Here is a 26681-nt window from a genome sequence, read left to right as displayed (position 1 = left end):
TAATGTTTTTACCATCTCTTTATCATGAGATCGTCATGACAGGGCAGACAGTCCAGGACGACCGCCCTGCTGCTGCCTGATGCATTCGTCGTGTTCGGACATGTCACGCCATGCCCTGACACGCCAGCACCAGAGTCAGCGTAGCGTCTCCCTCCGCGAGGACCCACCACCATGACCCCCAAGCGCTCTCCCATGCGCCTCCCCCGCATCGCCACCGGCCTGCGCTCCGCCTGGCACTCAGGCTACGGCCTCACCGATCTCCGCCAGGATATCCTGGCCGGGCTGACCATCGGCACCGTGGCGGTGCCGCTGTCCATGGCACTGGCCATCGCCGCCGGCGTCGCACCACAGCATGGCTTGTACACGGCCATCGTCGCGGGGGCGATCATTGCCATCACGGGCGGCTCACGCGTCAACGTCTCCGGCCCGACAGCGGCCTTCGTGGTGATCCTGTTCCCCATCGTTCAGCAGTACGGGCTCGGTGGCCTGCTGATCGCCACCATGATGGCGGGCGCCATACTGGTCATGCTGGGGCTGGCGCGCATGGGGCGACTCATCCAGTTCGTGCCCTATCCCGTCGTGCTGGGTTTTACCGCGGGTATCGCCGTCGTGATTGCTGTCTTGCAGGTGCCTGACTTCCTGGGGCTGAGTGTCGGTCAGCTCGGCGAGCACTTCGTGGAGAACGTCGGTCAGATTCTGGCCGCCCTGCCGACACTGAATCCTTTCGAACTGTCCATCGGGGTCTTTTCGCTGGTGGTCATGCTGCTATGGCCGCGACTTCACCTCCCGATTCCCGCGCCGCTTGTGGGCCTGTTCGTCGGGGCACTTGCCGCCTACGCCGTCAATCACGGCCTGGGCGATGACTCACATGAAATGCTGGTGCAGACCATTGCCTCACGCTTCAGCTGGGAAACGCTGAACGACAGTGGCAATGGCATCCCTCCGATTGCCCCGGCATTTCTGGCCCCCTGGCACCTGCCCGGAGCGGACGGATATCCACTGCCACTGGATTTCACCCTGATCCGCGCATTGCTGGGGCCTGCCATCGCCATCGCCATGCTGGGCGCCATCGAATCCCTGCTGTGCTCGGTCGTGTCTGATGGACTGACCAGGACACGCCATGATCCGGATGCCGAACTGATCGGCCAGGGGCTGGGCAACCTGGTGGCGCCGCTGTTCGGAGGCATCACCGCCACCGCCGCCATCGCTCGCACGGCCACCAACATCCGGTGTGGTGCCCGCTCACCGCTGGCCGCCGTGGTGCATTCCGCGGTGGTGCTGCTGGCGGTGATCGCGCTGGCGGAACTGCTGGGAAAAGTGCCGATGGCCACACTGGCCGCCTTGCTGTTCATCGTCGCCTGGAACATGAGCGAGGCTCGTCACTTCGTGCATACCTTGCGCTCTGCCCCCGGTGGTGACGTGGCGATCCTGTTGATCTGCTTCGGCCTTACCGTGCTGTTCAACATGGTACTGGCGGTGGCGGTTGGCATCGGCCTGGCGGCGGCGCTGTTCATCCGCCGCATGATGCAGCTCACCCAGACCCGTCAGATCATTGACATGCCAGAGACAGACACGCCAGAGAACGATGCGCCAGAGAGCGATCCTCCACGCCAGACGCATGCCCGGGGAGAAGACACCCGAGCGATTGCGCTCTATGACATCGACGGCCCCCTGTTCTTCGGCGTGGCGGAAAAGGCACTGACCTCGCTGCGCCTGGTCGATGACAAGGTCCAGATCGTGATTCTCGACATGGCCGATGTACCCAGCATGGACGGCACGGCCATCGTCGCTCTGCAGTCACTGATCGATGACATGCGCCACCAGCACGTGGCGCTGGTCCTGTCGGGGCTCCCCAGCCATCTGATCGTTAAGCTGCGCCGGGCCGGCATTCGCAAGCGCACGGGAGAGCTGACCTGGTGCCGCAACCTGCCACGCGCCTTCGCGGTCGCACGGCGCTGGCTGGCAGACGAGTGACGAGCGCAGCCATCACGGGGACAGCATTGCGCTCCAGAGACGACAATGCCTCTGACCGGGAATGATCAGAGGCATTGTCGTGGAGCTGAAATGGCAGGTGGAGCGCCCGCCCCCTGTGAGACTAGGGCGTGTGCACCCCCTCGAACATACGCCGACGCGCCCCCTCGAGATGGGCACGCATGGCGCTTTCCGCGGCGGGTGAATCCTTGCCGGCGATCGCATCGATGATCGCCTGATGCTCATCCTGGACGATCCGCAGGCGCTCCTCGGAGGCACGCAGTGACAGACCGCGCGTCAAGTTCATGCCTTCCTTGATGCTCTGATTCAGCGAACGCAGCACGGTGGCGTAGTAGTGATTGCTGGCGGCTTCGGTAATCGCGAGGTGGAACTCGAAGTCTTCCTCGGAGGCGCGATCATGATTGAGGTTGGCCTGATTGATGGCCTCGAAACGCTGACGTATGTGCTCCAGCTGCTCTGGCGTGCGCCGCTGCGCGGCGAGGCCCGCCGCACTGGCCTCGACATTGGTGCGAAACTCGAAGCAGCGTTGTATGTCGGCGATGCTGGAGATCCGAGCGAACTCGAGCACGGCACTGTCAGGCCGATTGATGACGAAACTGCCAGACCCTCGCCGCGACACGACGAGATTGTCCTCGCGCAGACGCGCCAGGGCATCCCGCAGTACCGGGCGGGATACCTCATACAGCTCGCAGAGGCGCGCCTCGGTCGGCAGCTTCTTGTTGACGGGATAGTCACCGCTGATGATGGCGGCGAGTATCTTCTCGTAGACCACCAACGACAGTGAATGCTTGGCTGCGTCACTCATCGTGTCATGTCGCCCTTTCTCATCACTCTTGGTCCACCTTCAGGCATGTCAGATGGTGTGCGATTCTACCGGAAACCCTGCCGCATGAGGAAAGGCTACGGGGCAGCCCCCTCAATGGGTGCTCCCCCGCAAGTCCCTCTCGGTCCGACGCGTCATCTCACTCAGGCATCCTGAGGGAGCTCCGATGCCGGTGTCTGCGGTACTCGACGCCCTGCTTTCACCCCGTTGACGATGATCATGGTCCAGACCGCCACTGCGGCAATCGCCAGCACCATGGCGATGGGACGATCCACGAAGGCCGTCAGATCCCCATTGGACTTGAGAATCGAGCGCATGAAGTTGCTCTCGACGATCGGCCCCAGAATCACCGCCAGAATCATCGGCCCGACGGGGAAGTCGTTCTCGGCCATGAAGAAGCCCACCAGGCCGATACCGAGCATGATCCAGATATCGAACATCGCATTGTTGGCTGCGAACGCCCCGACGATGCAGAACATCAGGATCAGCGGGAACAGGATACCGGTGGGAATCGACAGGATGTGTCGCGCCCCGCGAATCGCCATGAAGCCCAGTGGCAACAGCAGCAGATTGGCCAGCACGAAGACCATGAAGATGGCATTGACCAACGGCGCCTGGTCGACGAAGACGTCAGGACCCGGCGTGATGCCCTTGGTCATCAGGACGCCGATGATGATCGCCGTGACCGTATCCCCCGGGATCCCGAAGACCAGGGCCGGAATATAGGCACCGGACAACGAGGCATTGTTGGCGGAACTGGCCGAGACCAGGCCTTCCGGATGTCCCTTGCCGAACTTCTCCGGTGTCTTGGAGAGCTTGCGACTCACGGCGTAGCTGATCCAGGACGCGATATCGGCACCGGCGCCCGGCAAGGCCCCGATCACGGTCCCCAGGGCACCGCCGCGAACGACACCGCCCTTGTATTTCCAGAGCGCTGCGCCAACGCCTTCGAAGGGACGCTTGATGACGGGCGGCACCAGCGGCGCGGTATTGCGGGTTTCCGGCATGCGACGGATCAGCTCGGAAATCGCGAACAGTCCGATCAGCACCGGCAGAATGGAGATACCGGCCAGCAGGTCATAGTTGCCGAAGGTGAAACGCATCTGACCCGAGACGCTGTCCATGCCCACCATCGCGATGACCAGACCCGCCAGCATCGAGATCCCGCCCTTGAGCGGGTCACTGCCGGAGACGAGGATCGCGCAGGAAAGCCCCAGCAGCGCCAGCCAGAAATATTCGTCACTGGTGAACTGGATGGCGAACTCGGCAATGCGCGGCGCGAAGAAGGCCAGGATCAGCACCCCGATCACCCCACCGATCATCGAGCAGGTCACGTTCAGCCCCAGTGCCAGCCCGACCTTGCCCTGCTTGCCCATCGCATAGGCTTCCTCGGTATAGACCGCCGAGGCTGGTGTGCCGGGAATCCTCAATAACGCCCCGGGAATGTCGCCGGCCACGATGGCCATGGCAGTCGCGGACACGATGGCGGCGATGGCCGGCAGCGGCTCCATGAAGAAGGTGACCGGCACCAGCAGTGCCGTGGCCATGGTGGCCGTCAGGCCAGGGATGGCGCCCATGAAGAGCCCGAAGAGGGAGGCTGCCAGAATGATCAGCATCACTTCCCACGTGAACACCATCGTGGCGGCTTGCAGTAAGTCACTCATCAGTAGATCACCTTTTCCAGCAGGCCCAGCTCAAGCGGAACGTGCAGCAATTGCCCGAAGACTTCCCAGATCACTCCCGTGGCCACCAGCGCGATACCCCCGGCAGGCAACCAGCGACGATGATGGAAGGCATAGAGCAGCAACGTGAGCAGCACGAAGGACACCACCGGGAAACCGATGACTGGCGTCAGGTAGATATAGGCCACGATGGAGGCGCAGATGGCCGCCAATGTCATGATGAAGGTGATCAGCGGCACAGGGTGCTGCCAGGCAAACCAGACTTCACGATTGCGCAGCCCACGGACGAGCAGGATGGCTCCGAACAGCATCAGCAGTGCGCCGATGACCGTGGGAAAGGTACCGGCCCCATATTCCTGGCGCGGCAGGTTCTTCAAGTCGAGGGAGGCATATATGACGGCAGCCCCAAAGGCTGCCGTCACCACACCCGTGACCTTGTCGTTGGTACGCATGTGCGGTTACTCATGAAGACTCAGGAAGAAACGGTCGAACACGCTGAATGGCAGACGCTCACGGCGACCCGCGCGTTCAGTTGGCCAGGCCCAGCTTTTCGATGGTGGCAGCGTTCTTCTCATCCTGATCTTTCATGAAGGCACGGAAACCTTCGGCATCTTCCCAGACGGTGCCGTAACCGCGACCGGACATGAAGTCCTGGAACTGCTCGGACTTCCAGACCTTCTCGGTGGCTTCCGACAGGCGTGCGGTCACCTCTTCCGGCAGCCCCTTCGGCCCGACCAGGCCACGCCAGGAGCCCTGGCTCCACTCGGAGCCGGTCAGCTCCTTGGCAGAAGGCACATCCTCGAAGGAATCGACGCGATCATTGGCCAGCACCGCCAGCGCCTTGACGCGTCCGGACTTGCGCATGGACTCGATTTCCGGAAGCGAGGAGAACACGATATCCACACCACCGGCTGCCAGCTCCTGCAGACCCGGCGCGGCACCTTCACTGGGCACCAGTGTCACGTCATTCGGATTGATGCCCTGCTGATCCAGGAAGCCGGCGAAGGACAGATGATAGGCAGCCCCGGGCGCGGAGCCGGAGACGGTGTAATCGCTCGGATTGGCCTTCAGCGCCGACAGCGCATCATCCAGGGTCTTCCACTCGGAATCGGCGTTCACCGTGAAGGAGGCGTAATCCAGATTCAGCAGCGCGATGGGCGTGAAGTCCTCATAGGACAGCTGCGCGGTACCGATATGCTGGTAGGTGGCAATCTCTGCGGTGCCAAGCCCCAGGGTGTAACCGTCGGGGCGCGCCATCTTCATGGACATGTGACCCACCACCCCGGAACCGCCGGTCTTGTTGACCACATTGACAGGCTGACCGAGCTCTTCCTGAAGACCCGCCGCCAGCTGACGGCCGACCGCATCGCTGCCACCACCGGCAGACCATGGCACGATCAGCGTGATGGGCTTGTAGGGATAGTCGGCTGCCATCACCGCGGAAGCGGACAGGGTCAGCACGGAGGCGCAGAGGACTTGTGACAATTTACGCATGGCGAAGACTCTCTCGTTGTCTTGTTATGGAGGCGTTGCGTGGCTATGTCTGTTGCGGCATTGCAGCGTGGGACAGCGTCATGAAGGTTGGCGTTGGCTGCCCCAGGCACTGAGATCAGTGTCAGCGGGATGCACGAATTTTACAAGTTATGACAACTTGAACTTTAGACCAATCCAAAAATGAGCATCAGGAGGGAGGTAAGGGTTGGCTGTCGTGGGGGTCTGACGGGATCTACCTCTAGGATAGCCGAACCGGGCTAGCGAGACCCTTATCCAATGGCCGCAATCCACGGCGTATCCTGCGCATGGCTGACTACGATAAACCTGAATAACTTATTGATTTTACTTATTTATCTGTCAATTCACGACAAATCACCCTTTCCTTCATTCCAGGAAAGCTCGCCTGCCCTGTCCCGAAACCAGCCCGCGTCCTGCCAGGTGCCATTGGCGGGTGATCCAGAGATACCCAACGGCGAACTGCACTAAAGCACTACTCGCCAGTTGTAATTATTTGTTTGTCGATCGTGTCTGCCTGGGCTAAGGTGACTCGTGCCGAGAGGGAGCCAATGCTCGCCGCAACTTCCTCCACCTTTCATTCGCCATGCCGCCTCCAAGAGCGTACGGCTTTCCACCGTCAGGAATCCCACATGTTCACCGATCTCAAGCAGAAGAAAGTCCTCATCACCGGCTCCACCAAGGGTATTGGTCTGGCAGCCGCCGTGGCCTTCGCCCGTGAAGGGGCAGTGGTCGGCATCAACAGCCGCCAGCAGGATGACGCCGCTCGCGACGCCATCGCCCAGATGGAAGCCACCGGTGCCCGCTTTGAATATTTCGCACGCGACCTGTCCACCAGCGAAGGCTGCGCCGCCCTGGTCGAGGACTTCACCAAGGCCTTCGGCGGCATGGACGTGCTCGTCAACAACGCTGGTGGCCTGGGCGTGCGTGCCGGACTCGAGAGCCTGGATGATGCCGCCTTCGACCTGGTGATGGACCTGAACCTGCGCTCCGCGATCATGACGACCAAATATGCCATGCCGCATCTGAAGGCCTCCGCCAAGGATTCCGGCACCACCGCCAGCGTCATCAGCACCGGCTCCATCGCGGGTCGCGAGGGCGGTGGTCTCGGCGCCTCCCTGTACGGCGGCACCAAGGCCATGCTGCACAACCTGCACCGCAACTGGGTGAAGGAATTCACCAAGGACAACGTGCGCTTCAACATCGTGTCGCCGGGCACCATCGATACCGTCTTCCACGCCGACAAGAGCGAAGAGCTGCGTGCCAAGATCGCCGGCAGCATCGCCATGGGCCGCTTCGGCACCTCCGAGGAATGTGCACCGACCTTCCTGTTCCTCGCCTCCCACGCCACCAGTGGCTACATCACGGGCCAGGTGATCGACATCAATGGCGGCCAGATGTGCCCGTGAGGCATACCGCCCACGACGGCATCGCGCCCATGAGACGCGCCCCAGCAGCCTGAATGTCTCGCCCTCGGCCTCATGACATGTCGGCACGCAACAGTCCCGCCATGCACCGTCAGTCGAGACGAGCATTCCCTTGTCCCGCGTCGCGCCCCATGAGGGCGATGGAGGCGGGACATTCCGGACTGTGCCCACGAAAAGAACGCCCCACGAAAAGAGAGACGCCTTATGTCACCTTCCGATCAGACGACACTGCGCGGCCACCAGATCATCGGACAGCAGAGTCTGCTGGCCGACGGCAAGCCGGTACACGCCATCAATCCTGCCAACGGTGAGCGCCTGGCGCCGGGCTATCCGGCCGGTGGTGCCCGTGAGGTGGAGCTGGCCTGCCAGCTGGCACACGACGCCTTTGACGGCTTCCGGGAAACGGATGCTGAAACCCGCGCCGCCTTCCTCGAGACCATCGCCGAGGAAATCGAGGCCATCGGCGAGCAGATCACCGAGCGCGCCCTTCAGGAAACCGGCCTGCCGCGGGCTCGTCTGGAAGGGGAACGTGGCCGTACCTGCGGTCAGCTGCGCCTGTTCGCTGGCGTCGTGCGCGCCGGTGAGTGGCTGGATGTGCGCATCGACCCGGCCATGCCGGAACGCAGCCCGATGCCGCGCGCCGACCTGCGCCAGCGTCGCATCGGCCTCGGCCCTGTCGCCGTCTTCGGGGCCAGCAACTTCCCGCTGGCCTTCTCGGTGGCCGGTGGCGATACCGCCTCGGCACTGGCGGCTGGCTGCCCGGTCATCGTCAAGGCACACTCCGCTCACCCGGGGACGTCCGAGCTGGTCGGCGGCGCCATCCAGCGTGCCGTGACACGTTGCAACCTGCCGGAAGGCGTCTTCTCGCTGCTCTACGGCAGCGGCAACACCCTGGGTCAGGCACTGGTCAATGACCCGCGCATTCAGGCCGTGGGCTTCACCGGATCACGCAGTGGCGGTACCGCACTGCTCAAGACCGCCCAGGCACGTCCTCAGCCGATCCCGGTCTACGCCGAGATGAGCAGCATCAACCCGGTACTGCTGATGCCGGCCGCGCTGGAAGCCCGTGCCGAAGGGCTGGGACAGGCCTTCATCGCCTCGCTCAACATGGGCGCCGGCCAGTTCTGCACCAACCCGGGACTGGTGCTGGCCCTCGAAGGCGAAGCGCTGGAGCGCTTCCTCAAGACCGCCGCCGACAATGTCGCGGCCAGTGCCTGCCAGACGATGCTGACGCCGGGCATCCACGATGCCTACCGGGGTGGCGTGGAGAAGCTCTCCGCCCTGCCCCAGGTACAGGAAGTCGCGCGCGGCGCACTGGATGGCGACAACGCAAGTCCGTGTCAGACCGCGCTGTTCCGCACCACCGGCAGCGACTTCCTGAGTGAATCCGCATTGCAGGAAGAAGTCTTCGGTGCCAGCTCGCTGGTCATCGCCTGTCGCGATCTGGACGAGATGCGTGCGGTCTGCGAGCACCTGGAAGGCCAGCTGACCGCCACCCTGCACCTGGACGATGCCGACATCGACGCCGCCCGCACCCTGATGCCGGTGCTCGAGCGTCGCGCCGGTCGCATTCTCGCCAATGGCTGGCCGACGGGTGTCGAAGTCTGTCAGGCGATGGTCCACGGTGGCCCCTGGCCGGCAACCTCTGACAGCCGCACCACCTCGGTGGGCAGCGCGGCCATCGAACGCTTCCTGCGTCCGGTGTGCTATCAGGATCTGCCTGAGGCACTGCTGAGCCCGACCCTGCGTGACGGCACCCAGGGCCTGCCGCGTCTGGTGGACGGCAAGCGCCAGCTCTGAGTCATTGCCCAAGTGACGTGCAGTGAGTGACGTCTGACCGACAATGCGCAGTACGGCAATTTCCATGACGGCGCGGCTTCGCCAGCCGTGTCGTCATGCAGGACAAGCACAAGGAACGGCTCCAACTACACAGGACACGCCATGATGTCTGAGCAAGCCAACGCGTCATCGACGCCATACTCATTCTCTTCTTCCTCGCCACTGGAAATCCTCGCCTTTGGCGAAGCCATGGCGCTGCTGGTCGCCGAAAGCGAGGGCGATCTTGCACAGGTCTCGCACTACGAGCGACGCATCGCCGGCGCCGATACCAACGTGGCCATCGGCCTCGCCCGGCTGGGATTTCATGTCGGCTGGCTGAGCCGCGTGGGCGACGACAGCCTCGGGCGCTATCTGCGCCAGACCCTGGAAGACAACGGGCTGGACTGTCGCCACCTGACCCGCGACGGCGATGCCCCTACCGGCCTGATGTTCAAGGCACGCGCCAGCCAGGGGGAAGATCCGCATGTCGAGTATTTCCGTCAGGGCAGCGCCGCCAGCCGCATGAATGCCAGTGACGCCGATGGCATCGACTTCAGCGCCCTGCGTCACCTGCATGCCACCGGCATTCCGCCAGCCATCTCCCCCAGCTGTCGTGAACTATCGTTCCATCTCTTCGAACAGGCCCGCCAGTCCGGTGCCAGCATCTCCTTCGACCCCAATCTGCGCCCTACCCTGTGGTCAAGCGAGCAGGAGATGCGCGACACCCTCAATCAGCTGGCAAGCCGCGCCGACTGGGTGTTGCCGGGGCTTGCGGAAGGCGAGCGACTGACCGGCCAGAAGACGCCTGAGGCCATCGCCGGCCACTATCTCGAGCAAGGCGCCAAGGCCGTCATCATCAAGCTGGGCCCTGAGGGCAGCTATTACCGCGGGATGATCGGCGGCCAGGAAGCCGCCTTCAGCGTCCCGGGTCTGAGGGTCGACAAGGTCGTCGATACCGTGGGGGCAGGCGATGCCTTTGCGGTAGGTGTCGTCAGCGCACTGCTTGAAGGGCTCTCGCCGAAAGACGCCATGCATCGCGCCAATCTGCTCGGCAGCCGTGCCGTTCAGGTGCGGGGGGACATGGAGGGCCTGCCGGATCGCGCGACGCTCAAGGCGCTCGAAGCGGGTGATGCCGTCAGCGTGTCCTGAGTTCGCGGCCGATTTCCAATGACAACCAGTGGTGATACACCCAGTGGTGACACAACCAGTAGCGACACGACCAAGGGTGACACGACCAGGGGTGACACGCCCCTGACGACAGCCTGCCGGTCAGTTCATCGCCCACGCTCTCAAGGAGGCAAGGATGCATGCACAGCACTACTCGGCCCGAGGTAGCAGCCATATGACAAGTGACGCTGACGAGTGCGTGACCCGCCGCAAGGTCGTGGTGCTCAAGGCGCTGGATGATGAGCAGATGGCCACCCTGCGCGAGCGGCATGACGTCGTGCTGCTGGAGGGGCATGACAGCGCCGAGGCGCTGGATGCGGCACTGCACGACGCCCTGCACGATGCCCACGGACTCATCTGCTCTGGACACAGGATCACGGAAGCGCTGCTGGATGCCGCCCCCGCTCTGCGGGTGATCTGCACGGTCTCCGTGGGCTATGACAACTACCCGCTTGAGGCGATGGACGCGCGCGGCATCCTGCTGTGCAACACCCCGGACGTGCTGACCGAGACCACTGCCGATGTCGGCTTCCTGTTGATCATGGCCACGGCACGACGCGCGGTGGAGCTGGCCAACATGGTGCGCGACGGCCAATGGACACATGGCCTCACACCGCCTCACTTCGGTACGGACGTGCACGGCAAGACACTCGGCATGGTGGGCATGGGCCGTATCGGCGCGGCGATCGCGCGGCGCGGTGCACTCGGCTTCGGCATGCGGGTCCAGTACTCGAATGCTTCCCCCAAGCCTGCGCTGGAGAGCGAACTGGGCGCGAGCCGCGTCGAACTGGACACCTTGCTCAAGACCAGCGATTTCGTCTGCGTCACCGTCCCGCTCAGCGAGCAGACCGAACGCCTGATCGGCAGACGCGAGCTGGAACTGATGCCCGCCAGCGCCATCCTGATCAACATCGCCCGCGGGCGTGTCATCGATGAAGCGGCCTTGATCGAGTGTCTCGAGCGTGGCGGTATCCGCGGCGCCGGGCTGGATGTCTTCGAGCAGGAGCCGCTTCCGGCAAGTTCACCGCTGACGCGCCTGCCACAGGTCGTGGCGCTGCCGCACATCGGCTCTGCCACCCACGAGACACGCCGCGCCATGGCGCAACGTGCGCTGGACAACCTGCTGTTGGCACTGGCGGGGAAATCGCCGCTGAGTGCGGTCAATGAAGCCAGCTGGACGCGCCGGTAGACCGGTGGCCGGCATACCGGTGACGCCGCCCCTTCGACACTTGGCTGCCAGACCAAAGTGCTGAGGGGAGCGCGGGCGAATTGCTCTATGCTCTGGACATGGATTTGGAACCATCCAAAAACGTCTCCACCCCGGCCATGAGTTCGGGATGACAACAAGAAAACGCCCAGGGAAGACGCCATGAAAGATCCCATCACGACACCGCCGGCCAAGGCAGATGCCACGGTGTCATCGCAGGCCCCGTCATCACAGGTCCCGTCATCACAGAGCGCCTCGAGCAGCATCACGCTTCAGGATATCGCGGCACATGCCAAGGTCTCGCGCAGCACGGTCTCGCTGGTGCTGCGCGAAAGCCCGCTGGTGGCGAAACGCACCCGCGAGAAGGTCCAGGACTCCATCAAGACACTGGGCTACGTCTACAACCGTGGCGCCGCCGCCATGCGCGGCAGCCGCACCGCGACCCTGGGCGTGGTGGTCTATGACATCGCCAACCCCTTCTTCGGCTCCATGGTCGCGGGGATCGATGCCGCCCTGCATCAGGAAGGCTATGTGTCATTTCTCGCCAACAGCGAGGATTCCCCTGAGCGTCAGCAGCGCTTCATCGAGCGCATGCGTGAACATCGTGTCGATGGCCTGTTGCTGTGCCCCGCCGAACACTCAGACCCGAACCTGATCCATCAACTGGCCGACTGGGGCATGCCCTGCATCCAGGTGATGCGCTATCTGGACGCCCCGCCCTTCGATTACGCCGGTACCGATTTCCGGCGCGTGGCCGAGATGGCCGTCAATCACCTCGTCAGCCTGGGCCATCAGCGCATCGCCTTCATCGGCGGCGCGGACCACTCGGTCAGTCATGACCGCTGGCTGGGTTATCAGGCCGCGCTGGATCATCACGGCCTGAGCTATCGCCGCCTGGTGCGCGGCAATGGCGTGACGCGGCGCGTCGGCCATGAGCTGATCAAGACCCTGATGCAGGAAAGCCCTCGCCCGACGGCCGTGGTCTGCCACAACGACCTCGTGGCCTTCGGTGCCATGCTGGGCCTGCGCCAGATGGGGCTGGAACCCGGTCGCGACTGTGCCGTGATCGGCACCGATGATGTCGAGGAAGCCGAACTGGGCGACCCGCCCCTGACCAGTATCGCCACGCACCCCTACGCCATCGGGGAGCAGGCGGCGCGACTGGCATTGCGACGGATCGCCAATCCCGGCGGCGAGCGAGAAAGCGTCATCATGCCGCCGGAACTCAAGATACGCCGCTCCTGCGGGAGTCCTGACGACGCCATCGTCGAGATGCCTCGCCCGGACTGACGCCAACGCTTTCTCTGAACAGCGAGTCATGCCTGGAGAGCATCGGCTGGCCGCGCAACCCCGAGCATGGACCGGCCGTCTGGAGACTGCCGGTCTGGCAAGCCGCAAGACTGCAAAACTGCAAGACGGAAAGACAGAAAGACGCAAGGCACAACAACAAACAACGCCAAGGAAAACGCCATCATGCTGAATTGGATCAATCCAACTACGTCCACCCCTGCCATTTCCCAGCGCTCACCTGTGGGCACCCGACTGTCCAGAGGGCTGAGCAAGGGGCTGGCCGTCGCGGCCACCACCGGCACCCTGCTGGGCGCCACGCTCGGCTTCTCGGCCAGCGCCCAGGCAATGGAGCTGCGCTTCGGCCACGCCGGCACCGAAGATACCGCCTACCAGCTCGGCGCCGAGCGCCTGCGAGACCTGCTCGCCGAGAAGACCGATGGCGACATCACCATGACCATCATGGGCAACTCGGTACTGGGCCATGAAACCGAGATGTTCGAGCAGCAGATGGCCGGCGCGCTGGACATGTCCATCGTCAGCCCCGGGCTGATCACGGATTTCTCGCCCACCGCCAACGTGTTCACCATCCCGTTCCTGTATCGCGATGTCGACCACTGGCAGAAGGTGCTGGATGGCGAGGTCGGGGAAGAAATCGCCCAGAAGATCAGTGACGAGACCGATGTGAAGGTGCTGGCCTATTTCGGTGGCGGCAAGCGTCACATCGTCAGCTCGCGCGAAGTCACCTCACTCGATGACCTTAAGGGCCTCAAGCTGCGCACCAATCCGACCAAGCCGTTGATCGTCGCCTGGCAGGCACTCGGGGTCGAACCGAGCGTGGTGGCCTGGAAGGAGATCTACACCGCCATCCAGCTGGGCGCGATCCACGGCCTGCTCAATGAGCCGGAATGGACACTGCGCATGCGCTTCCACGAAGTCGCCCCCAACATCGCGCTGTCCGAGCACGACATCACCGTGCGCCTGCTGACCATGTCCAAGATGTCCTGGGACAACCTGGATGAGCAGCAACAGCAGACATTGATGGAATCCGCGCACGAAGCGGCGGCCTACGCCCGCAAGGTGCAGCTGGAGCAGGACGCGGCAGCCCTCGCGGAGCTGGAGAAGCAGGGTGCCAAGCTGCATGAGATCGACCGTGAGCGCATGCAGGAGATCGTCGCCGAGCCGCTCAAGGAAGTGATCGCCGAGATGGGTCTGCAGGACATCTACGACAAGGTACGCGCCGTCAGATAAGGCATGTCAGGCGGGGCGCCTCACCTGCAGCCAACTCTGGCCTCAGGACAGGCGCCCCGCCACCTTCCTCTGCCCCTGGCGCACGTCACCTCGCGTGTCATCACTCTCGTGTCGTCGCTCTCCTTCCCTCGCACTCTTCTTGAGAGGACAGTGCCATGCCTTCTGTGCTCGCAGGGCTCTCACGCCTGAACCGGACGCTCGAACGTCTGCTCTATCTCGTCTTGCTGGTGCTGCTGGCAAGCTTCATCGTCTTCATCATCTATCAGATCGCCAGTCGCAACCTGGCCTTCCTGCCTCGCCTGTTCTGGACCGAGGAATTCAGCCGCTTCGCCTTCCAGTGGATGGTGATGCTGGGCACCGCCGTCGGGGTGCTGCATGCCGATCACTTCGTGCTCGAAGCCTTCCCTCGCGGCAGTCGCGCCGACCTCGTCACGCGCTGGATCCGTGATCTCGCCTGCCTGCTGCTGGGGGTACTGTTCATCGTCCACGGCAAGGACTTCGCGCTGTCGGGCTTGCGCCGCAGTGCCATGGCCTCGGGGCTGTCGATGATCTACGTCTATTCGGTGTTCACCGTCAGTGGCGTCTTCATCGTGCTGTTCAGTCTGCAGCGACTCTTGCATGCCTGGCTCTACGGCATGACCGCCATGGAGGCGGCACTCAATACGCCCAACGAGGCGGAAGAACTGGCGACGCCGGAGGAGACGCAGGCCGTCCTGTCCCCCGTCATCGCCGGCCATGCGCATGACGCCACTGACCGGAGAACACTGCCATGATGCCAATGGACTGGCTCTACCTGATGCCCTGGCTGCTGTTCGGCGTGCTGGGCATCCTGATCGTGATCGGCATTCCCATCGCCATGGCATTGGTGCTGACGGCGACCACGCTGATCCTGCTGGACCCGCGTCTGACCTACTGGATCATGTTCCAGCGCATGTACAACGGCATGGATTCCTTCGTGCTGCTGGCCGTGCCGCTGTTCCTGCTCGCCGGCAACCTGATGAATGCCGCGAGGATCACCGACCGCCTGATCACGCTGTGCATGCGACTGGTCGGCCACTTCCGTGGTGCGCTGGCTCACGTCAATGTGCTGGTCAGCATGCTGTTCGCCGGGGTCTCCGGCTCCTCCACCGCTGACAGTGCCGGCGTGGGCACGGTACTGATTCCGGCCATGAAGCGCGAAGGCTATCCGGTCAGCTTCGCCGTCGCGGTCACTGCCGCGTCCTCCGTGATGGGCACCATCATCCCGCCGTCGATCAACATGATCGTCTGGGGTGCGCTGACCAACACGTCGATCGCCGGCCTGTTTCTCGGCGGCATTCTGCCCGGCGTGATGATCGGCGTGGCTCAGCTGCTGCTCAATACCCGCTACGTGCGCCGCTACAACGTGCCGGTACGCAAGCGTGCCACCCTCAAGGAGCTGGCAAGCTCCGGCAAGGATGGTCTGCTGGCCTCAGGGATTCCGATCGTGATCATCGGCGGCATCACCCTGGGCATCGTGACGCCGACCGAAGCCGCGGTGATCGCGGTGGTCTACGCACTGGTGCTGGGCTTCGTGATCTATCGCGAGCTGGATCTCACCAAGCTGCTCAATGCCTCCACCGACACCGTCAGGCTGTGCTCGCTGTCGCTGTTCAGTCTGGTGGGCGCGGCCATCTTCGGGTATCTGATCAGCTTCTATCAGATTCCGCCGAAGCTGATGGCGGGCGTCAGCATCACGGACCCGACCGTGCTGCTCATCGTGATGACCATCGTGCTGCTGGTGATCGGCACCTTCATGGACGCCCTGCCCGCGATGGCGATCATGGCACCCATCTTCTACCCGCTGGCGATGGCGGCAGGCGTGCACCCCGTGCAGTTCGGTGTCATCGGCGTCATGGCGCTGGGCCTGGGGCTGATCACGCCGCCCTACGGCCTATGTCTGATGATTTCCGCCAAGATCGGCGGCATCCCCCTGCTCAAGGCCATGGCGACCACCATGCTGTACCTGGGCGTGATGCTGGCCGTGATCGTGTTGATGATCCTGTTCCCGGAATTCGTGCTTGCGATCCCGCGCCTGATCGCCCCTGATTTCGTCTAGCAGCTCCCTGGCCAGACAGACATGTCTGTCTGGCCTCATGAACAAGAACGGCCACCCCGGTCTAGACACCGGGGTGGCCGTTCTTGTTTGAGTGGCGTACCCGCCGTCAGGCCAGTCTTTGGATCGCCATCTCGAGGCCACGGATTTCCGCCAGCCCTTTCATGCGCCCATACAGCGGGTACCCCGGGCGGGTCTCGCGGCGTGCATCGTCCAGGATGTGGTGGCCATGGTCCGGGCGCATCGGCAGGGGGGCTCCACCAGACGCCAGGCGGCGGCGCTCTTCTGCCACCAGCACACGGATGATCTCCACCATGTCCAGATCCCCCTCGAGATGCTGTGCTTCATGGAAGGAGCGCTTGTCCTCGCTGTCACGCCCGGTGGCTCTGAGATGAGCGAAGTGGATGTGAGAGGCAAAGCGGCGCGCCATGATGCTGAGATCAATATCCGGATTGGCACCGTAGGAGCCGGTACAGAATGTCAGGCCATTGGCCGGGCTGGGCACGACACCCAGCAGCCAGTCGGCATCCACCATGCTCGAGACCACGCGCGGCAGGCCAAACATCGGCCGTGGCGGATCATCGGGGTGAATGGCCAGTCGAATGCCGACCTCTTCCGCCACCGGCACGATGGCCTTGAGGAAGGTGGCCAGATGCTGGCGCAGGCGCGCGGCGTCAATTCCGTCATAGGCTGCCAGTGCGGCGCGGAATTCCGCCAGGCTGTAGCCCTCTTCTGCACCGGGCAGTCCTGCAATGATGGTGCGGATCAGCCTCTCGCGACCGGCATCATCCAGTGTTTCGAGATGCTGCCGCGCGGCCTGCTGCTCCTCGCTGGTGTATTCGCGCTCGGCACCGGGGCGCTCCAGCAGATAGAGATCAAAGGCTGCGAAGGCATCCTGATCGAAGCGCAGGGCCGTGCCACCTTCCGGCAGCTGCCAGGCGAGATCGGTGCGCGTCCAGTCCAGTACCGGCATGAAGTTGTAGCACACCGTGGTGATGCCGCACTCCGCCAGATGGCGCAGCGACTGCTGGTAATTGGCGATATGGCGATCACTGCCGGGCGCTGCCTGCTTGATGCTCTCATGCACCGGAATGCTCTCGACCACCGACCACCTGAGACCGGCCGCCTCGATCTGCGCCTTGCGCTCGCGAATGGCGGCCAACGGCCAGACCTCGCCATTGGGTATCTCATGCAGCGCCGTGACGATACCTGTCGCGCCAGTCTGACGAATTTCCTCGAGCGTGATGGGATCCTCGGGACCGAACCAGCGCCATGTCGCTTCCATGTCATCTCCTTGACGGTCAAAAAGGGGCGGACAACACCCACCAACAAAATATGACAACTTGTGTCAGGTGCTGCCATGCGACCTATGTCGCTGGCGATGACGAACCGGCTCATGTCGCTTCCTGCCACCGACATGCTTCCTCACCGGAAAGCCGTATCGTGGGACTGGGCGAGACCACCTCTCGCACTGACACCCACAAAATAAATCCATCAATATCAACATATTGAGCGACATTACGAGTAACGAGAGCAGAACGTGACGCTCGCGTGCCCCACGACGTCCTTCGCGTGCCATGCCGGTCAGCCATGGTGATGAGTGCCATTTTCGCTTCCGACACTAGACTTATTGATCATCCAAAGTTGTCAATATTTGTTTGATCAGTCATCTCAAGCCCCCTATAGTGATCTCGGAAACCCCATCAGACGCACGTGTCGACTGATCACTCTGGCCAGGCACGTTGCCGAGAGCCGAGCCTCCTTACCCATAGACTGACGACGGACGCCATATGACTGCCATTACTTCTACCGAGCACGCCAGCTACGCCGAGCTCTCCTCCGTGACCCGCGAGCGTTTGATGCGCGCTTCCACCGCCTCTCTGCACACCCTGCTCTTCAAGCGTGGCCTGCGAAACACCTTCATCCAGAACGTGGTGCAGATGAACCGCAAGACGACTCACATGGTGGGCCAGGCCTTCACACTGCGTTATATCCCGGCACGCGAAGACATCGACACCGTCGCCGCCTTCCGCGATCCCAAGCACCCGCAGCGCCTGGCGGTGGAAACCGTCCCGTCCGGGCATGTCATGGTGTCTGACTGCCGTCAGGATGCCTCGGCCGCCAGTGCTGGCAGCATCCTGCTGACCCGCCTGGAGTATCGTCAGTGCGCCGGTTTCGTCTCCGACGCCGGCATCCGGGATTCCGGCGCCGCTGCCGAGATGAACCTGCCGATCTTCTGCGCCAAGCCCAGCGCCCCGACCAACCTGACCAAGCACCATGCAGTAGAGTTGCAGGTGCCGATCGGTTGCGGCGGCGTGCCGGTCTTCCCGGGCGACGTGCTGGTGGGCGACGCCGATGGCGTGATGGTCATCCCGCTTGAGTTGGCCGACGAGATCGCCGAGGAAGCCAGTCAGATGGAAGATTTCGAAGATTACGTGCTGGAGAAAGTCCGTAACGGCACGCCCGTGATCGGCCTGTATCCGCCGACGGACGAGGCCCGCGCAGAATTCGAACGCTACATGGCAGCCAAGCAGTAATCTGCATGTCGCCCATACCGTCTTGTCCACGGTAGCCCCGGACGACAGGTCACGCCGGCCTGTCGTCCACCGCCCCTCCTGCATCAATGCGTATCGAGTGACCACAACCATAACAACACTGGAGTCGTGCCATGCTCTGTCAAGACAATCGCCAAGACACCCGTCAAGCCAACTCACGTCGTCTCACACCGAGCGCTCGCTCAAGGACCCGCTCCCGTTCACTGCTGGCGTTGCTCGCCCCGATTGCCCTGTCCGGCATGGTCGCGGCCTCGCCCTTCGTCAGCACCGGTGTCCAGGCCGACTATCCGGTGCGTGACATCCGACTGATCGTGCCGTGGCCCGCCGGCGGCGGCGCCGATGCCATCAGCCGCAAGATCAGTAACCTGGCCGAGCAGGACCTGCCGAAATCGATCTACGTCGAGAACATCGGGGGTGCCATCACCGCCACCGGCCTGATGCAACTCAGCAAGGCCCGTCCGGATGGCCATACCGTCGGCGTGATGACCTATGACAGCATCATCACCCTGCCTCGCGGCAACCTGGTGCCCGGCTACTCGCTGGACCGCATGATTCCCTTCGCTCGCATCACCAAGGAAGCGGACGCCATCGTGGTATCCAAGCAATCCGGTTACGAGAATTATGAGCAGCTGATCGAGGCGGCACGCGCCAACCCCGGTACCGTGCGTATCGGTGTCGCTCCGCGAGGTTCCGGCCCCTACCTGGCAGTTCGCCGCCTGGAAGCCGCAGCCGGTGTCGAATTCAATGTCATCACCTATCCGGGCTCTTCCACCGCCGAAGCCGAGGCACTGCTGTCCGGCGAGATCGACGGTGCCATCTCGAGCCTGGGAGACTTCTCCGGCATTCTGGAATCCGGGGATGCCCAGGGCATCGTCGAATTCTCGTCAGAGCAGAACCCCGCCTACCCGGAAGTGCCGCCGATGAGTGAACTGGGTGGCAATCTGGAAACCGGCAGCTTCATCGTGCTGGCCGTGCCCAAGGGCACGCCGGATGAGGTAGTCAGCACGCTGGAGAATGCCTACCACACGGCCTACGAGACACCGGAATTCCAGAAGTGGATCACGGGCGTCGGCGTCACGCCCAGCTGGCTGGGCGGCGATGAGGTCAATGCCTGGATCGAGGATTACCAACAGAAGACCTTCACCGCCATGGATGAACTCGGCCTGTAGACGTGCCGGCAAGCGGCACCACTGAGTGTCGATGCCACTCGACGTCTACCCGTCCTCCTTCACTTCCATCGTCAAGCGGCGTCCGGCAACGGGCGCCGCCAAGGAATTCTGTCATGTCCTCATCCGCTTCCCCTCCCCGACGCCACTGGTTGATCAGCGGGGCGACACCGCTGACGCTGGTCATGACGGCCGTCAGTGCGCTCTATCTGATCAGCGCCTTCCAGATGGCGCCGCCATTGGACAATGGCCGTCTGACGGCCTCGTTCTTCCCTGCCCTCATCGGGTGCATCGCGCTCGTGCTCTGCGTGGCCCAGCTGGTCAGCCAGCACCGCGCCAGCCGCGGCGCTGCAGCGGATGACGGCAAGGAGTCTTCCACGACCGACGGCGACGCCAGCGCACCGCTGTTCTCACCGGCGCTGCGCCTGATGCTGGTGACCGCCCTCTATATCCTGGCGTTTTCGCACCTGGGGTACCTGCTAGCGTCCGCGCTCTATGTCTTCAGCGTGATGCTGCTGTTCTCGGGGCGTGAGAAATGGATCAGCAAGGCATTGATCGCCTGCGCCATCTCCGCACTGGGCTATCTGCTCTTCGAACAACTCTTCAATGTCCACCTGCCGACCTTCGAGCTGTCCGCTCTCGTCGCCACGAGTGGAGGATGACGCATGGAATTCATCGCTCAGGTATTTTCAAGCTTCGCCCTGCTGCTGGACCCGGTCATCCTGTTCTACGTGGTCGCCGGCTTCGTCATCGGCACCATCTTCTCGGCCATTCCGGGCCTGACCGCCACCCTGGCGCTCGCCCTGCTGTTGCCGCTGACCTATAGCCTGGACGTGACTACCGCCCTGATGGCGTGTGCCAGCATCTACATGGCCGGCATGTGTGGCGGCAGCATCACCGCCACCACCATCAACATCCCCGGTGCCCCCTCCTCGATGATGACGGCACTGGAAGGCTATCCCATGCAACAGCGTGGCGAAGGTGCCCTGGCACTGGGTCATGCCTCCTTCGGTTCGATGGTCGGCGGTAGCCTCGGCGCATTGCTGTTGATCGTGCTGGCACCGTTCATCGCCGAGGCCTCACTGCTGGTCAAGACCACCGGCAAGTGCGCGCTGATCGCCTTCGCGCTGATCGTGATCGTGGTCGCCCAGCGCGGCAACATCCGCAAGGCCGGCATCACCGCCTGCCTGGGCCTGATGCTGGCGACGATCGGGCTGGACGCCATGCAGCCACTGGCGCGCTTCACCTTCGGCATCAGTGAGCTGACTGCCGGGATCGACCTGATGCCGGTCATCATCGGCACCTTCGCCATCAGCGAGCTGCTGATCCAGGTCGGCAATCGCAAGAAGGACGCCGCCATCCGCCAGCAGCTCAAGGCCAGCCAACAGCTCAAGCGTCGTGATTTCATTCCGCCGCTGAGCGCCATTCGCGAGATCGGCATCGGCTGCTATCTGAAGTCGACGTTGATCGGCTACATGGTCGGCACCCTGCCCGGCGCAGGCGGTTCGATGGGCGGCTTCCTCGCCTACGTGGAAACCGTGCGCACCTCGAAGAAGCCCGAGAGCTTCGGCAAGGGCAATCCCCAGGGCATCGCCGCCGCCGAAAGTGCCAACAATGCCGTCTGTGGTGGCGCTCTGGTGCCGATGCTGACCTTCGGGATTCCGGGCGATCCGGTCACGGCCATCGTGCTGGGCGTACTGGTGATCAACGGCATCCAGCCGGGGCCGCAACTGATGGCGTCACAATCCGGACTGATCGCGCCGATGCTGGCCTCGCTGCTGTTCAGCGCCCTGATCCTGATTCCTCTGACGCTCTATCTGATGGGGCCCTACTTCCTGCGCATCGTCACCATCCGCAAGGACGTGCTCTACGGCGCCATCGCATTGCTGGCCGTCGTCGGCAGCTTCGTGGCCACCTACTCCGTGTTCCAGATGATGATGACTCTGGTGCTGGGCATCGTCGCCTACCTGATGCGCAAGCATGATTACCCGGTGATCACGCTGCTGCTCGGCTTCATTCTCGGCCCGAATCTGGAAGAGTTCCTGCGCCGCGCGCTGACGCTCTCCAACGGCAACCCGATGACCTTCATCACCACGCCGGACAGTCTGTTCTTCGTCGTGTTGACGGTGGTCTTCGTCTACTTCCTCGGTATCCGCAAGCCGGTGCAGTTGAAGCAGGCGGCCCCCGAGAAGGCAGGCTCGACGGGCTGAACACTCCTTCGCGCCTCGCACCTGCGAGGCGCCGAGTGCTCCAGGCAAGAGTCGCCTGAAACGCTAGACATCGGTGAAAGACAAGACAGCCCGCCATCCATGATGGCGGGCTTTTTATGCGTTATCGCAAATAAACCGAACCCGAGTGATTCTCTTTCCGTGACTACGATATATTTACGTGACAAGTATCACATCGCATACTGGCCGGCGAAGACTCGATGAAATCAGTCCTCTCATAACAATATTGAATTGAATGATAGGGAACATCATATGAAATATTTCGCTGGCATTGCCATATCGTTTGGATTGTTTTCAGGGTGTGCCGCTCTGCAGTCAGAACCCGCTCACTACGACAATAAACAGAACGCTTTCCTGGCTCCTGGCTTCCCGATGGAACGCGTCAACAAGCCTGAAGGGTTCAATGTTGTCGCCATTGATTCAAGCAGCGAAGTCAAGGACTACACAGCTACCGCTGCGGATGGGCAAGCAAACGAGAATATGCAGGCTGTCGCTTGGAATACCACGGAAGATAACACCGCGGTAATGACAGTTGCAGCTTTCAAGCTGACCATTGGATCGCGCTACCTTGAAGAAACCGATACCGATGGCTACACGTTCCAGGGTAGACACAAGATTCAATACAAATTCTCTGATGGTCGTTTTCAGGATCTAGTGCCAGATACCAGCATGCTTCCACATTTAGCGCCTGATTGTGCAATATCCATTACTCTCGGTAGCAATAATGGACGCAAACGAATCGTCGGCACCTATGTGGAAGGCGTGACCTGCTACGATCTGCCGTTGATCAATGATTATCATCGCGAGCAACTTCGCCAGAAAGCCTTCCGTCTGTTCGGTCTGAAATAACGCGACTCAGTACATGCCTCTGGCACCGCTTATCGCCAGAGGCATCGGTTGATTCTCACCCTCTACCGCCCCGGCTCACCTACCACAGCGCAATCCGCTCGCGCCTGACAGGCTCGTGACGACTCAGGAGAGGCGTCTGACGATAAATTGTGCAAGGATCTTGCAAACAGTTAGTGAGAACGATTAGCATTGCCAACCGTTAGATATAACTATTCAAGCAAGGGAATCCACGTGCATCTCCGTCTCCATCCGCTTACCGCCGCCGTCCTTTCCGCCAGCACACTGACTCTCGGCGCCACGAGCCATGCGCTCGCCGGCGACATGTCCACGCTTGTCGTCAGCGAAGACCGTCTTGAACAGAATGTCGTGATCAGCGCCGAAGAGATCGAAGAACGCCAGGCTCGTGACCTGGAAGACCTCTTCCGTGCCGAACCGGGGGTCAGTGTCGGTGGCGGCATCGCCATCGGCCAGAAGGTCTATGTTCGTGGACTGGAAGACACCAACCTGAACGTCACCATCGATGGCGCGCGTCAGGGTGGCTATCTCTTCCACCATACCGGCCGACTGACCATTGACCCTGCCCTGCTCAAGCAGGCGGAAGTCGATACCGGCCCTGCGACGGCGGATGATGGCCCGGGGGCGCTTGGCGGCAGCCTCCGCTTCGAGACCAAGGATGCGCAGGATCTGCTCAAGCCCGGTCAGGATATGGGGGCGCGCGTCTCCGTCGGTACCGAGAGCGCGGCGGACGCCACCTCCGGCACCACGGCGTTCTATGGTCGTCTGGGAGAAAATCTCGGTCTGATGGGATATGTCAGTGGTCGCAACAGCGATGATTATGAGGTCGGCGGTGGCGGTGAGCAGGAGCAGACCGCAGGCCAGCAGCGCGGCTACCTGCTCAAGATGTCTCTGCTGGACGTCAATGATCAGGACCTGCGCATCAGTGCCGAGCGCACGACCGATCACGGCACCTACTTCACACGCCCTCACATGCCGAGCTTCAGCAGCCAGCAGCCGACCTATCAGGAAATGGAGCGTGAGACCTTTACCGTCAATCACGCCTGGCACCCGGGCAATGACCTGATCGATACGAAGACCACCCTCTATCACACCACCCAGGAACTGGATCGTGTCGAAAGTGGCAGCACCAGCCGCTCCCGCGAATTCGGCGCGGATGTTCGCAACACCTTCCGCCTCAAGACGGGTGATGTGGCGCATGCCCTGACGACCGGCGTGGACTTCTATGATCAGGACACCCGTCGCTCCGATGACGCAGGCAGCTCTGGCCCCAACAACGAAGACACCTCACGCAACCTGGGGGTCTACGCCCAGAACCGCATGACACTGGGCCCGTGGGCTCTGTCCGTTGGCGCGCGCCTGGATGACTACGACAGCGATTACGGCGAGGCCGGTAGCGTCAGTGGCAGCGAGGTCTCCCCCAACGCGATTCTGAGTGTCGATGCCACTGACAACCTGACCCTGCATGCCGGTTACGGCGAGGCCATCCGGGGTGCCAAGGCGCGGGAAGTGATCCTGATCGGGGATGACGTCACCATCGCGGAAGGACTGGAGCCGGAACGCGCTCGCCAGCGCGAGATCGGTCTCGATTGGCACCAGCAGGATGCGTTGACCCAGGGCGATCGCCTCGGCTTCGCGCTGACCGGCTTTCATACCGATATCGAGAACTACCAGGCCTATGATCGCGGCAGTGATCCGGCGGTGCTCTACAACCTGGATGGCGACGTCGAGAGTCGTGGCTATGAAGCCAGCGTGAACTGGGGAGTCGGTGGCTATGACACCCGCCTGGGCTACGCCAAGGTGGTGATGAAGAACAACGATGGCGACCCGCTGGGTGACGAGATGAACATCGGTGCCTCCACCGGCGACAAGTGGACCTGGGATCACCAGTACCGTCTTGCGCACCACGACATCACGCTGGGCTACACCCTCAATGCGGTGGAGCGCCTGGAGCGCGTGGCACAAGGCGATGAGGAAAAGCCGGGCTACGTGACGCACGACATCCGCGCCCAGTGGACACCGGCCGCCTGGCAGGATCTGACTCTGACCTTGGCGGTCAACAATCTGTTCGACAAGCGCTACAGCGATCACAGCAGCTACCTGCTCAGCAGTGGCGACAGCATGCTGGAGCCAGGTCGTGACATCCGGCTGGGTGCCAGCTACCGCTTCTGAGTCCGTCCGCTGTTTGCGGGTCAGTCAGCCGATGCTCGCGATGCGTTGACTGTCAGATTGCCCCACAGGCCTGCCTGTGGGGCTTTTTCGTGTCCGGACCACCTGCCTTGCACCTGACGCGCCGGTGTCAGTCCGCCTGCTCGGTCTCGGCGTCCTGTTGCTTGGCCAGCTTGTGACCATCTTCTGACTGACCGATCTTCCAGTAGCTCGAGACATAGAAGTGGGACTTGGGAATCTCGTAGGCCTGCTTGAGGTGAGCACGTAGCGCACGCATGCTGCCGAATTCACAGGCCGCCCAGACAGAGATCTGACCTTCCAGTCTCGGCAACGAGGCAACCTTCTCCAGCAGCGGCTGGCCTTCCGGGTCTGGCTGCGGGTTGATCAGCCAGTGCAGCTCGATTCCCGGCGGGTGCTCAAGCGTCTGGATGTCAGCCGCATCCGGCACTTCAATGATGGCGTGTCCTCGGGCATCCACCGGCAGTTCGGCCAGATTGACGCTGATCGCCGGCAACGCCGTCATGTCACCCGCCAGCAGGAAGCTGTCGGCCGCCATGTTGATCAACTTCCTGGGCCCCGGGCCGCCGATGGTGATGCTGTCACCCGGCCTGGCACTGGCCGCCCAGACAGACGCCGGGCCTGCCTCTTCATGCAGCACGAAATCGACATCGATCTCGGTCGCGCGCTGATGACGAATGGTGTAGGTGCGCATCATCGGTCGCTCACCTTCCCCACGCGCGAAGACCAGCTTGATGTAGGCACTCTCCTGGCCTTCGGGAAGGGAGCCGATATTCTCGCCCCCCAGCGTCACGCGCAACATGTGTTCGGTGACACGCTGGGTACGAATCACCTCGAGGTCTCGCATCGCGGGCTTGGCCATCTCACGCACTCCTGTCGTCGTTGCCATTGGGCACATCAGCACTGAAATCCCCGCATGCGGAGACGTTGTCCATCATGCGAGTCGCCGTGTTCAGAAAGGCCGCGATCTCCTCATCACCGAGATCACCGGCCATGCGCTGGGCCGTCTCCTGTTCCAGCACCTTGACTCGCTCCAGCATGTCACTCCCCGCTGCGGATACCTGCAGCAGCTGACTGCGCCGGTCCTGCGGGTTCTGGTGTCGTGACACCAGCCCGCGGGCCTCCAGCTCGTTCAGGACGCGAGTGACACGCCCCTTGTCCTGCCCGAGCAGCTGCCCGACCTTGTGGGCGGTGCATTCGGGAACCCGGACGATGCTCTTCAACATCCGGATGTGCAGGACAGGCAAGTCGATGCCGTGCTGCTGGATGCCATCGCGGAGCTGCTTGCGATAGACGTGCATCAGACGATGCAGCACTTCATGCAAAGCGGTCGTTGCCATGGTCTTCCATCAGTTGGTTGCTAAAGAGCAACTATATGGGCAATTGGTTGACACTGTCAACAAATATCCAAAGAAGACGTATTCTCATTGGCTCGCCCAACTCA

22 protein-coding genes are annotated in these 26681 nt (G+C 62.5%); 15 read left to right on the top strand and 7 right to left on the bottom strand.

Annotation, left to right across the window (positions count from 1 at the left end):
- Window positions 1-171: 171 nt before the first annotated feature.
- On the top strand, window positions 172-1974 hold the full coding sequence (dauA, locus tag BFX80_RS07110; RefSeq protein ID WP_084208378.1) for a C4-dicarboxylic acid transporter DauA: 1803 nt from the start codon (window positions 172-174) through the stop codon (window positions 1972-1974).
- Between the two features lie 121 nt (window positions 1975-2095).
- On the opposite strand, the gene BFX80_RS07105 is transcribed toward dauA, so the two are convergent.
- The 4 genes from BFX80_RS07105 to BFX80_RS07090 all read right to left on the bottom strand — a co-directional run bounded on the left by BFX80_RS07105 (window position 2096) and on the right by BFX80_RS07090 (window position 5991).
- On the bottom strand, window positions 2096-2797 hold the full coding sequence (locus tag BFX80_RS07105) for a FadR/GntR family transcriptional regulator (RefSeq protein WP_077377578.1): 702 nt from the start codon (window positions 2795-2797) through the stop codon (window positions 2096-2098).
- A gap of 161 nt (window positions 2798-2958) precedes the next feature.
- Window positions 2959-4479 carry a tripartite tricarboxylate transporter permease gene (locus BFX80_RS07100; protein ID WP_240499699.1) on the bottom strand — a complete coding sequence of 507 codons (1521 nt, stop codon included), beginning with the start codon at window positions 4477-4479 and terminating at the stop codon, window positions 2959-2961.
- Window positions 4479-4949, bottom strand: a complete 471-nt coding sequence (locus BFX80_RS07095) for a tripartite tricarboxylate transporter TctB family protein (RefSeq protein WP_084208377.1) — start codon at window positions 4947-4949, stop codon at window positions 4479-4481. Before BFX80_RS07095 ends, BFX80_RS07100 begins: the two co-directional genes overlap by 1 nt.
- Window positions 4950-5025: 76 nt before the next feature.
- A complete protein-coding gene (locus BFX80_RS07090) occupies window positions 5026-5991 on the bottom strand; it encodes a Bug family tripartite tricarboxylate transporter substrate binding protein (RefSeq protein WP_084208376.1) in 966 nt (321 codons plus the stop codon).
- Between the two features lie 647 nt (window positions 5992-6638).
- Here BFX80_RS07090 and BFX80_RS07085 point away from each other — a divergent pair.
- From BFX80_RS07085 to BFX80_RS07050, 8 genes are all read left to right on the top strand, one after another.
- On the top strand, window positions 6639-7415 hold the full coding sequence (locus tag BFX80_RS07085; RefSeq protein ID WP_054557138.1) for an SDR family NAD(P)-dependent oxidoreductase: 777 nt from the start codon (window positions 6639-6641) through the stop codon (window positions 7413-7415).
- A gap of 222 nt (window positions 7416-7637) precedes the next feature.
- A complete protein-coding gene (locus BFX80_RS07080) occupies window positions 7638-9233 on the top strand; it encodes an aldehyde dehydrogenase (NADP(+)) (RefSeq protein ID WP_084208375.1) in 1596 nt (531 codons plus the stop codon).
- 144 nt (window positions 9234-9377) lie between these two features.
- Window positions 9378-10400: a sugar kinase gene (locus tag BFX80_RS07075; protein ID WP_084209671.1), complete on the top strand. Its 1023-nt coding sequence runs from the start codon at window positions 9378-9380 to the stop codon at window positions 10398-10400.
- Window positions 10401-10593: 193 nt separating this feature from the next.
- Entirely contained in the window at window positions 10594-11607 is a 1014-nt protein-coding gene (locus BFX80_RS07070) for a 2-hydroxyacid dehydrogenase (RefSeq protein ID WP_084209670.1), read from the top strand.
- Between the two features lie 180 nt (window positions 11608-11787).
- The gene (locus tag BFX80_RS07065) at window positions 11788-12915 is read left to right on the top strand and encodes a LacI family DNA-binding transcriptional regulator (RefSeq protein ID WP_084208374.1); all 1128 of its coding nucleotides are present in this window, start codon (window positions 11788-11790) and stop codon (window positions 12913-12915) included.
- 183 nt (window positions 12916-13098) lie between these two features.
- A complete protein-coding gene (locus BFX80_RS07060) occupies window positions 13099-14163 on the top strand; it encodes a TRAP transporter substrate-binding protein (RefSeq protein ID WP_084208373.1) in 1065 nt (354 codons plus the stop codon).
- A gap of 155 nt (window positions 14164-14318) precedes the next feature.
- Window positions 14319-14936 (top strand): TRAP transporter small permease, encoded by a 618-nt coding sequence (locus BFX80_RS07055; protein ID WP_077377595.1) that lies wholly within the window; start codon window positions 14319-14321, stop codon window positions 14934-14936.
- The gene (locus tag BFX80_RS07050; protein ID WP_084208372.1) at window positions 14933-16240 is read left to right on the top strand and encodes a TRAP transporter large permease; all 1308 of its coding nucleotides are present in this window, start codon (window positions 14933-14935) and stop codon (window positions 16238-16240) included. The genes BFX80_RS07055 and BFX80_RS07050 overlap by 4 nt, the downstream gene beginning before the upstream one ends.
- Window positions 16241-16346: 106 nt before the next feature.
- Here BFX80_RS07050 and uxuA read toward each other — a convergent pair whose 3' ends face one another.
- On the bottom strand, window positions 16347-17522 hold the full coding sequence (gene uxuA, locus BFX80_RS07045; RefSeq protein WP_084208371.1) for a mannonate dehydratase: 1176 nt from the start codon (window positions 17520-17522) through the stop codon (window positions 16347-16349).
- A gap of 505 nt (window positions 17523-18027) precedes the next feature.
- Here uxuA and BFX80_RS07040 point away from each other — a divergent pair.
- The 6 genes from BFX80_RS07040 to BFX80_RS07015 all read left to right on the top strand — a co-directional run bounded on the left by BFX80_RS07040 (window position 18028) and on the right by BFX80_RS07015 (window position 25222).
- Window positions 18028-18774 carry a ribonuclease activity regulator RraA gene (locus tag BFX80_RS07040; protein WP_077377604.1) on the top strand — a complete coding sequence of 249 codons (747 nt, stop codon included), beginning with the start codon at window positions 18028-18030 and terminating at the stop codon, window positions 18772-18774.
- 131 nt (window positions 18775-18905) lie between these two features.
- Window positions 18906-19961, top strand: coding sequence for a Bug family tripartite tricarboxylate transporter substrate binding protein (locus tag BFX80_RS07035; protein ID WP_240499698.1), 1056 nt, complete (start codon window positions 18906-18908; stop codon window positions 19959-19961).
- Between the two features lie 113 nt (window positions 19962-20074).
- Window positions 20075-20620 (top strand): tripartite tricarboxylate transporter TctB family protein, encoded by a 546-nt coding sequence (locus BFX80_RS07030; RefSeq protein WP_077377607.1) that lies wholly within the window; start codon window positions 20075-20077, stop codon window positions 20618-20620.
- A gap of 3 nt (window positions 20621-20623) precedes the next feature.
- A complete protein-coding gene (locus tag BFX80_RS07025; RefSeq protein WP_084208370.1) occupies window positions 20624-22168 on the top strand; it encodes a tripartite tricarboxylate transporter permease in 1545 nt (514 codons plus the stop codon).
- Window positions 22169-22438: 270 nt separating this feature from the next.
- Window positions 22439-23035 (top strand): hypothetical protein, encoded by a 597-nt coding sequence (locus tag BFX80_RS07020; protein ID WP_084208369.1) that lies wholly within the window; start codon window positions 22439-22441, stop codon window positions 23033-23035.
- A 231-nt stretch (window positions 23036-23266) separates the two neighbouring features.
- On the top strand, window positions 23267-25222 hold the full coding sequence (locus tag BFX80_RS07015) for a TonB-dependent receptor domain-containing protein (protein WP_084208368.1): 1956 nt from the start codon (window positions 23267-23269) through the stop codon (window positions 25220-25222).
- Between the two features lie 127 nt (window positions 25223-25349).
- Here BFX80_RS07015 and BFX80_RS07010 read toward each other — a convergent pair whose 3' ends face one another.
- Together BFX80_RS07010 and BFX80_RS07005 are read right to left on the bottom strand one after the other, a co-directional pair.
- On the bottom strand, window positions 25350-26099 hold the full coding sequence (locus BFX80_RS07010; protein ID WP_084208367.1) for a siderophore-interacting protein: 750 nt from the start codon (window positions 26097-26099) through the stop codon (window positions 25350-25352).
- A 1-nt stretch (window position 26100) separates the two neighbouring features.
- Window positions 26101-26577 carry a MarR family winged helix-turn-helix transcriptional regulator gene (locus BFX80_RS07005; protein ID WP_084208366.1) on the bottom strand — a complete coding sequence of 159 codons (477 nt, stop codon included), beginning with the start codon at window positions 26575-26577 and terminating at the stop codon, window positions 26101-26103.
- Window positions 26578-26681: the final 104 nt, after the last annotated feature.

The sequence above is a fragment of the Cobetia marina genome, assembly GCF_001720485.1.
Taxonomy (GTDB): domain Bacteria; phylum Pseudomonadota; class Gammaproteobacteria; order Pseudomonadales; family Halomonadaceae; genus Cobetia; species Cobetia marina.
This window is presented reverse-complemented; position numbering and strand designations above follow the sequence as displayed.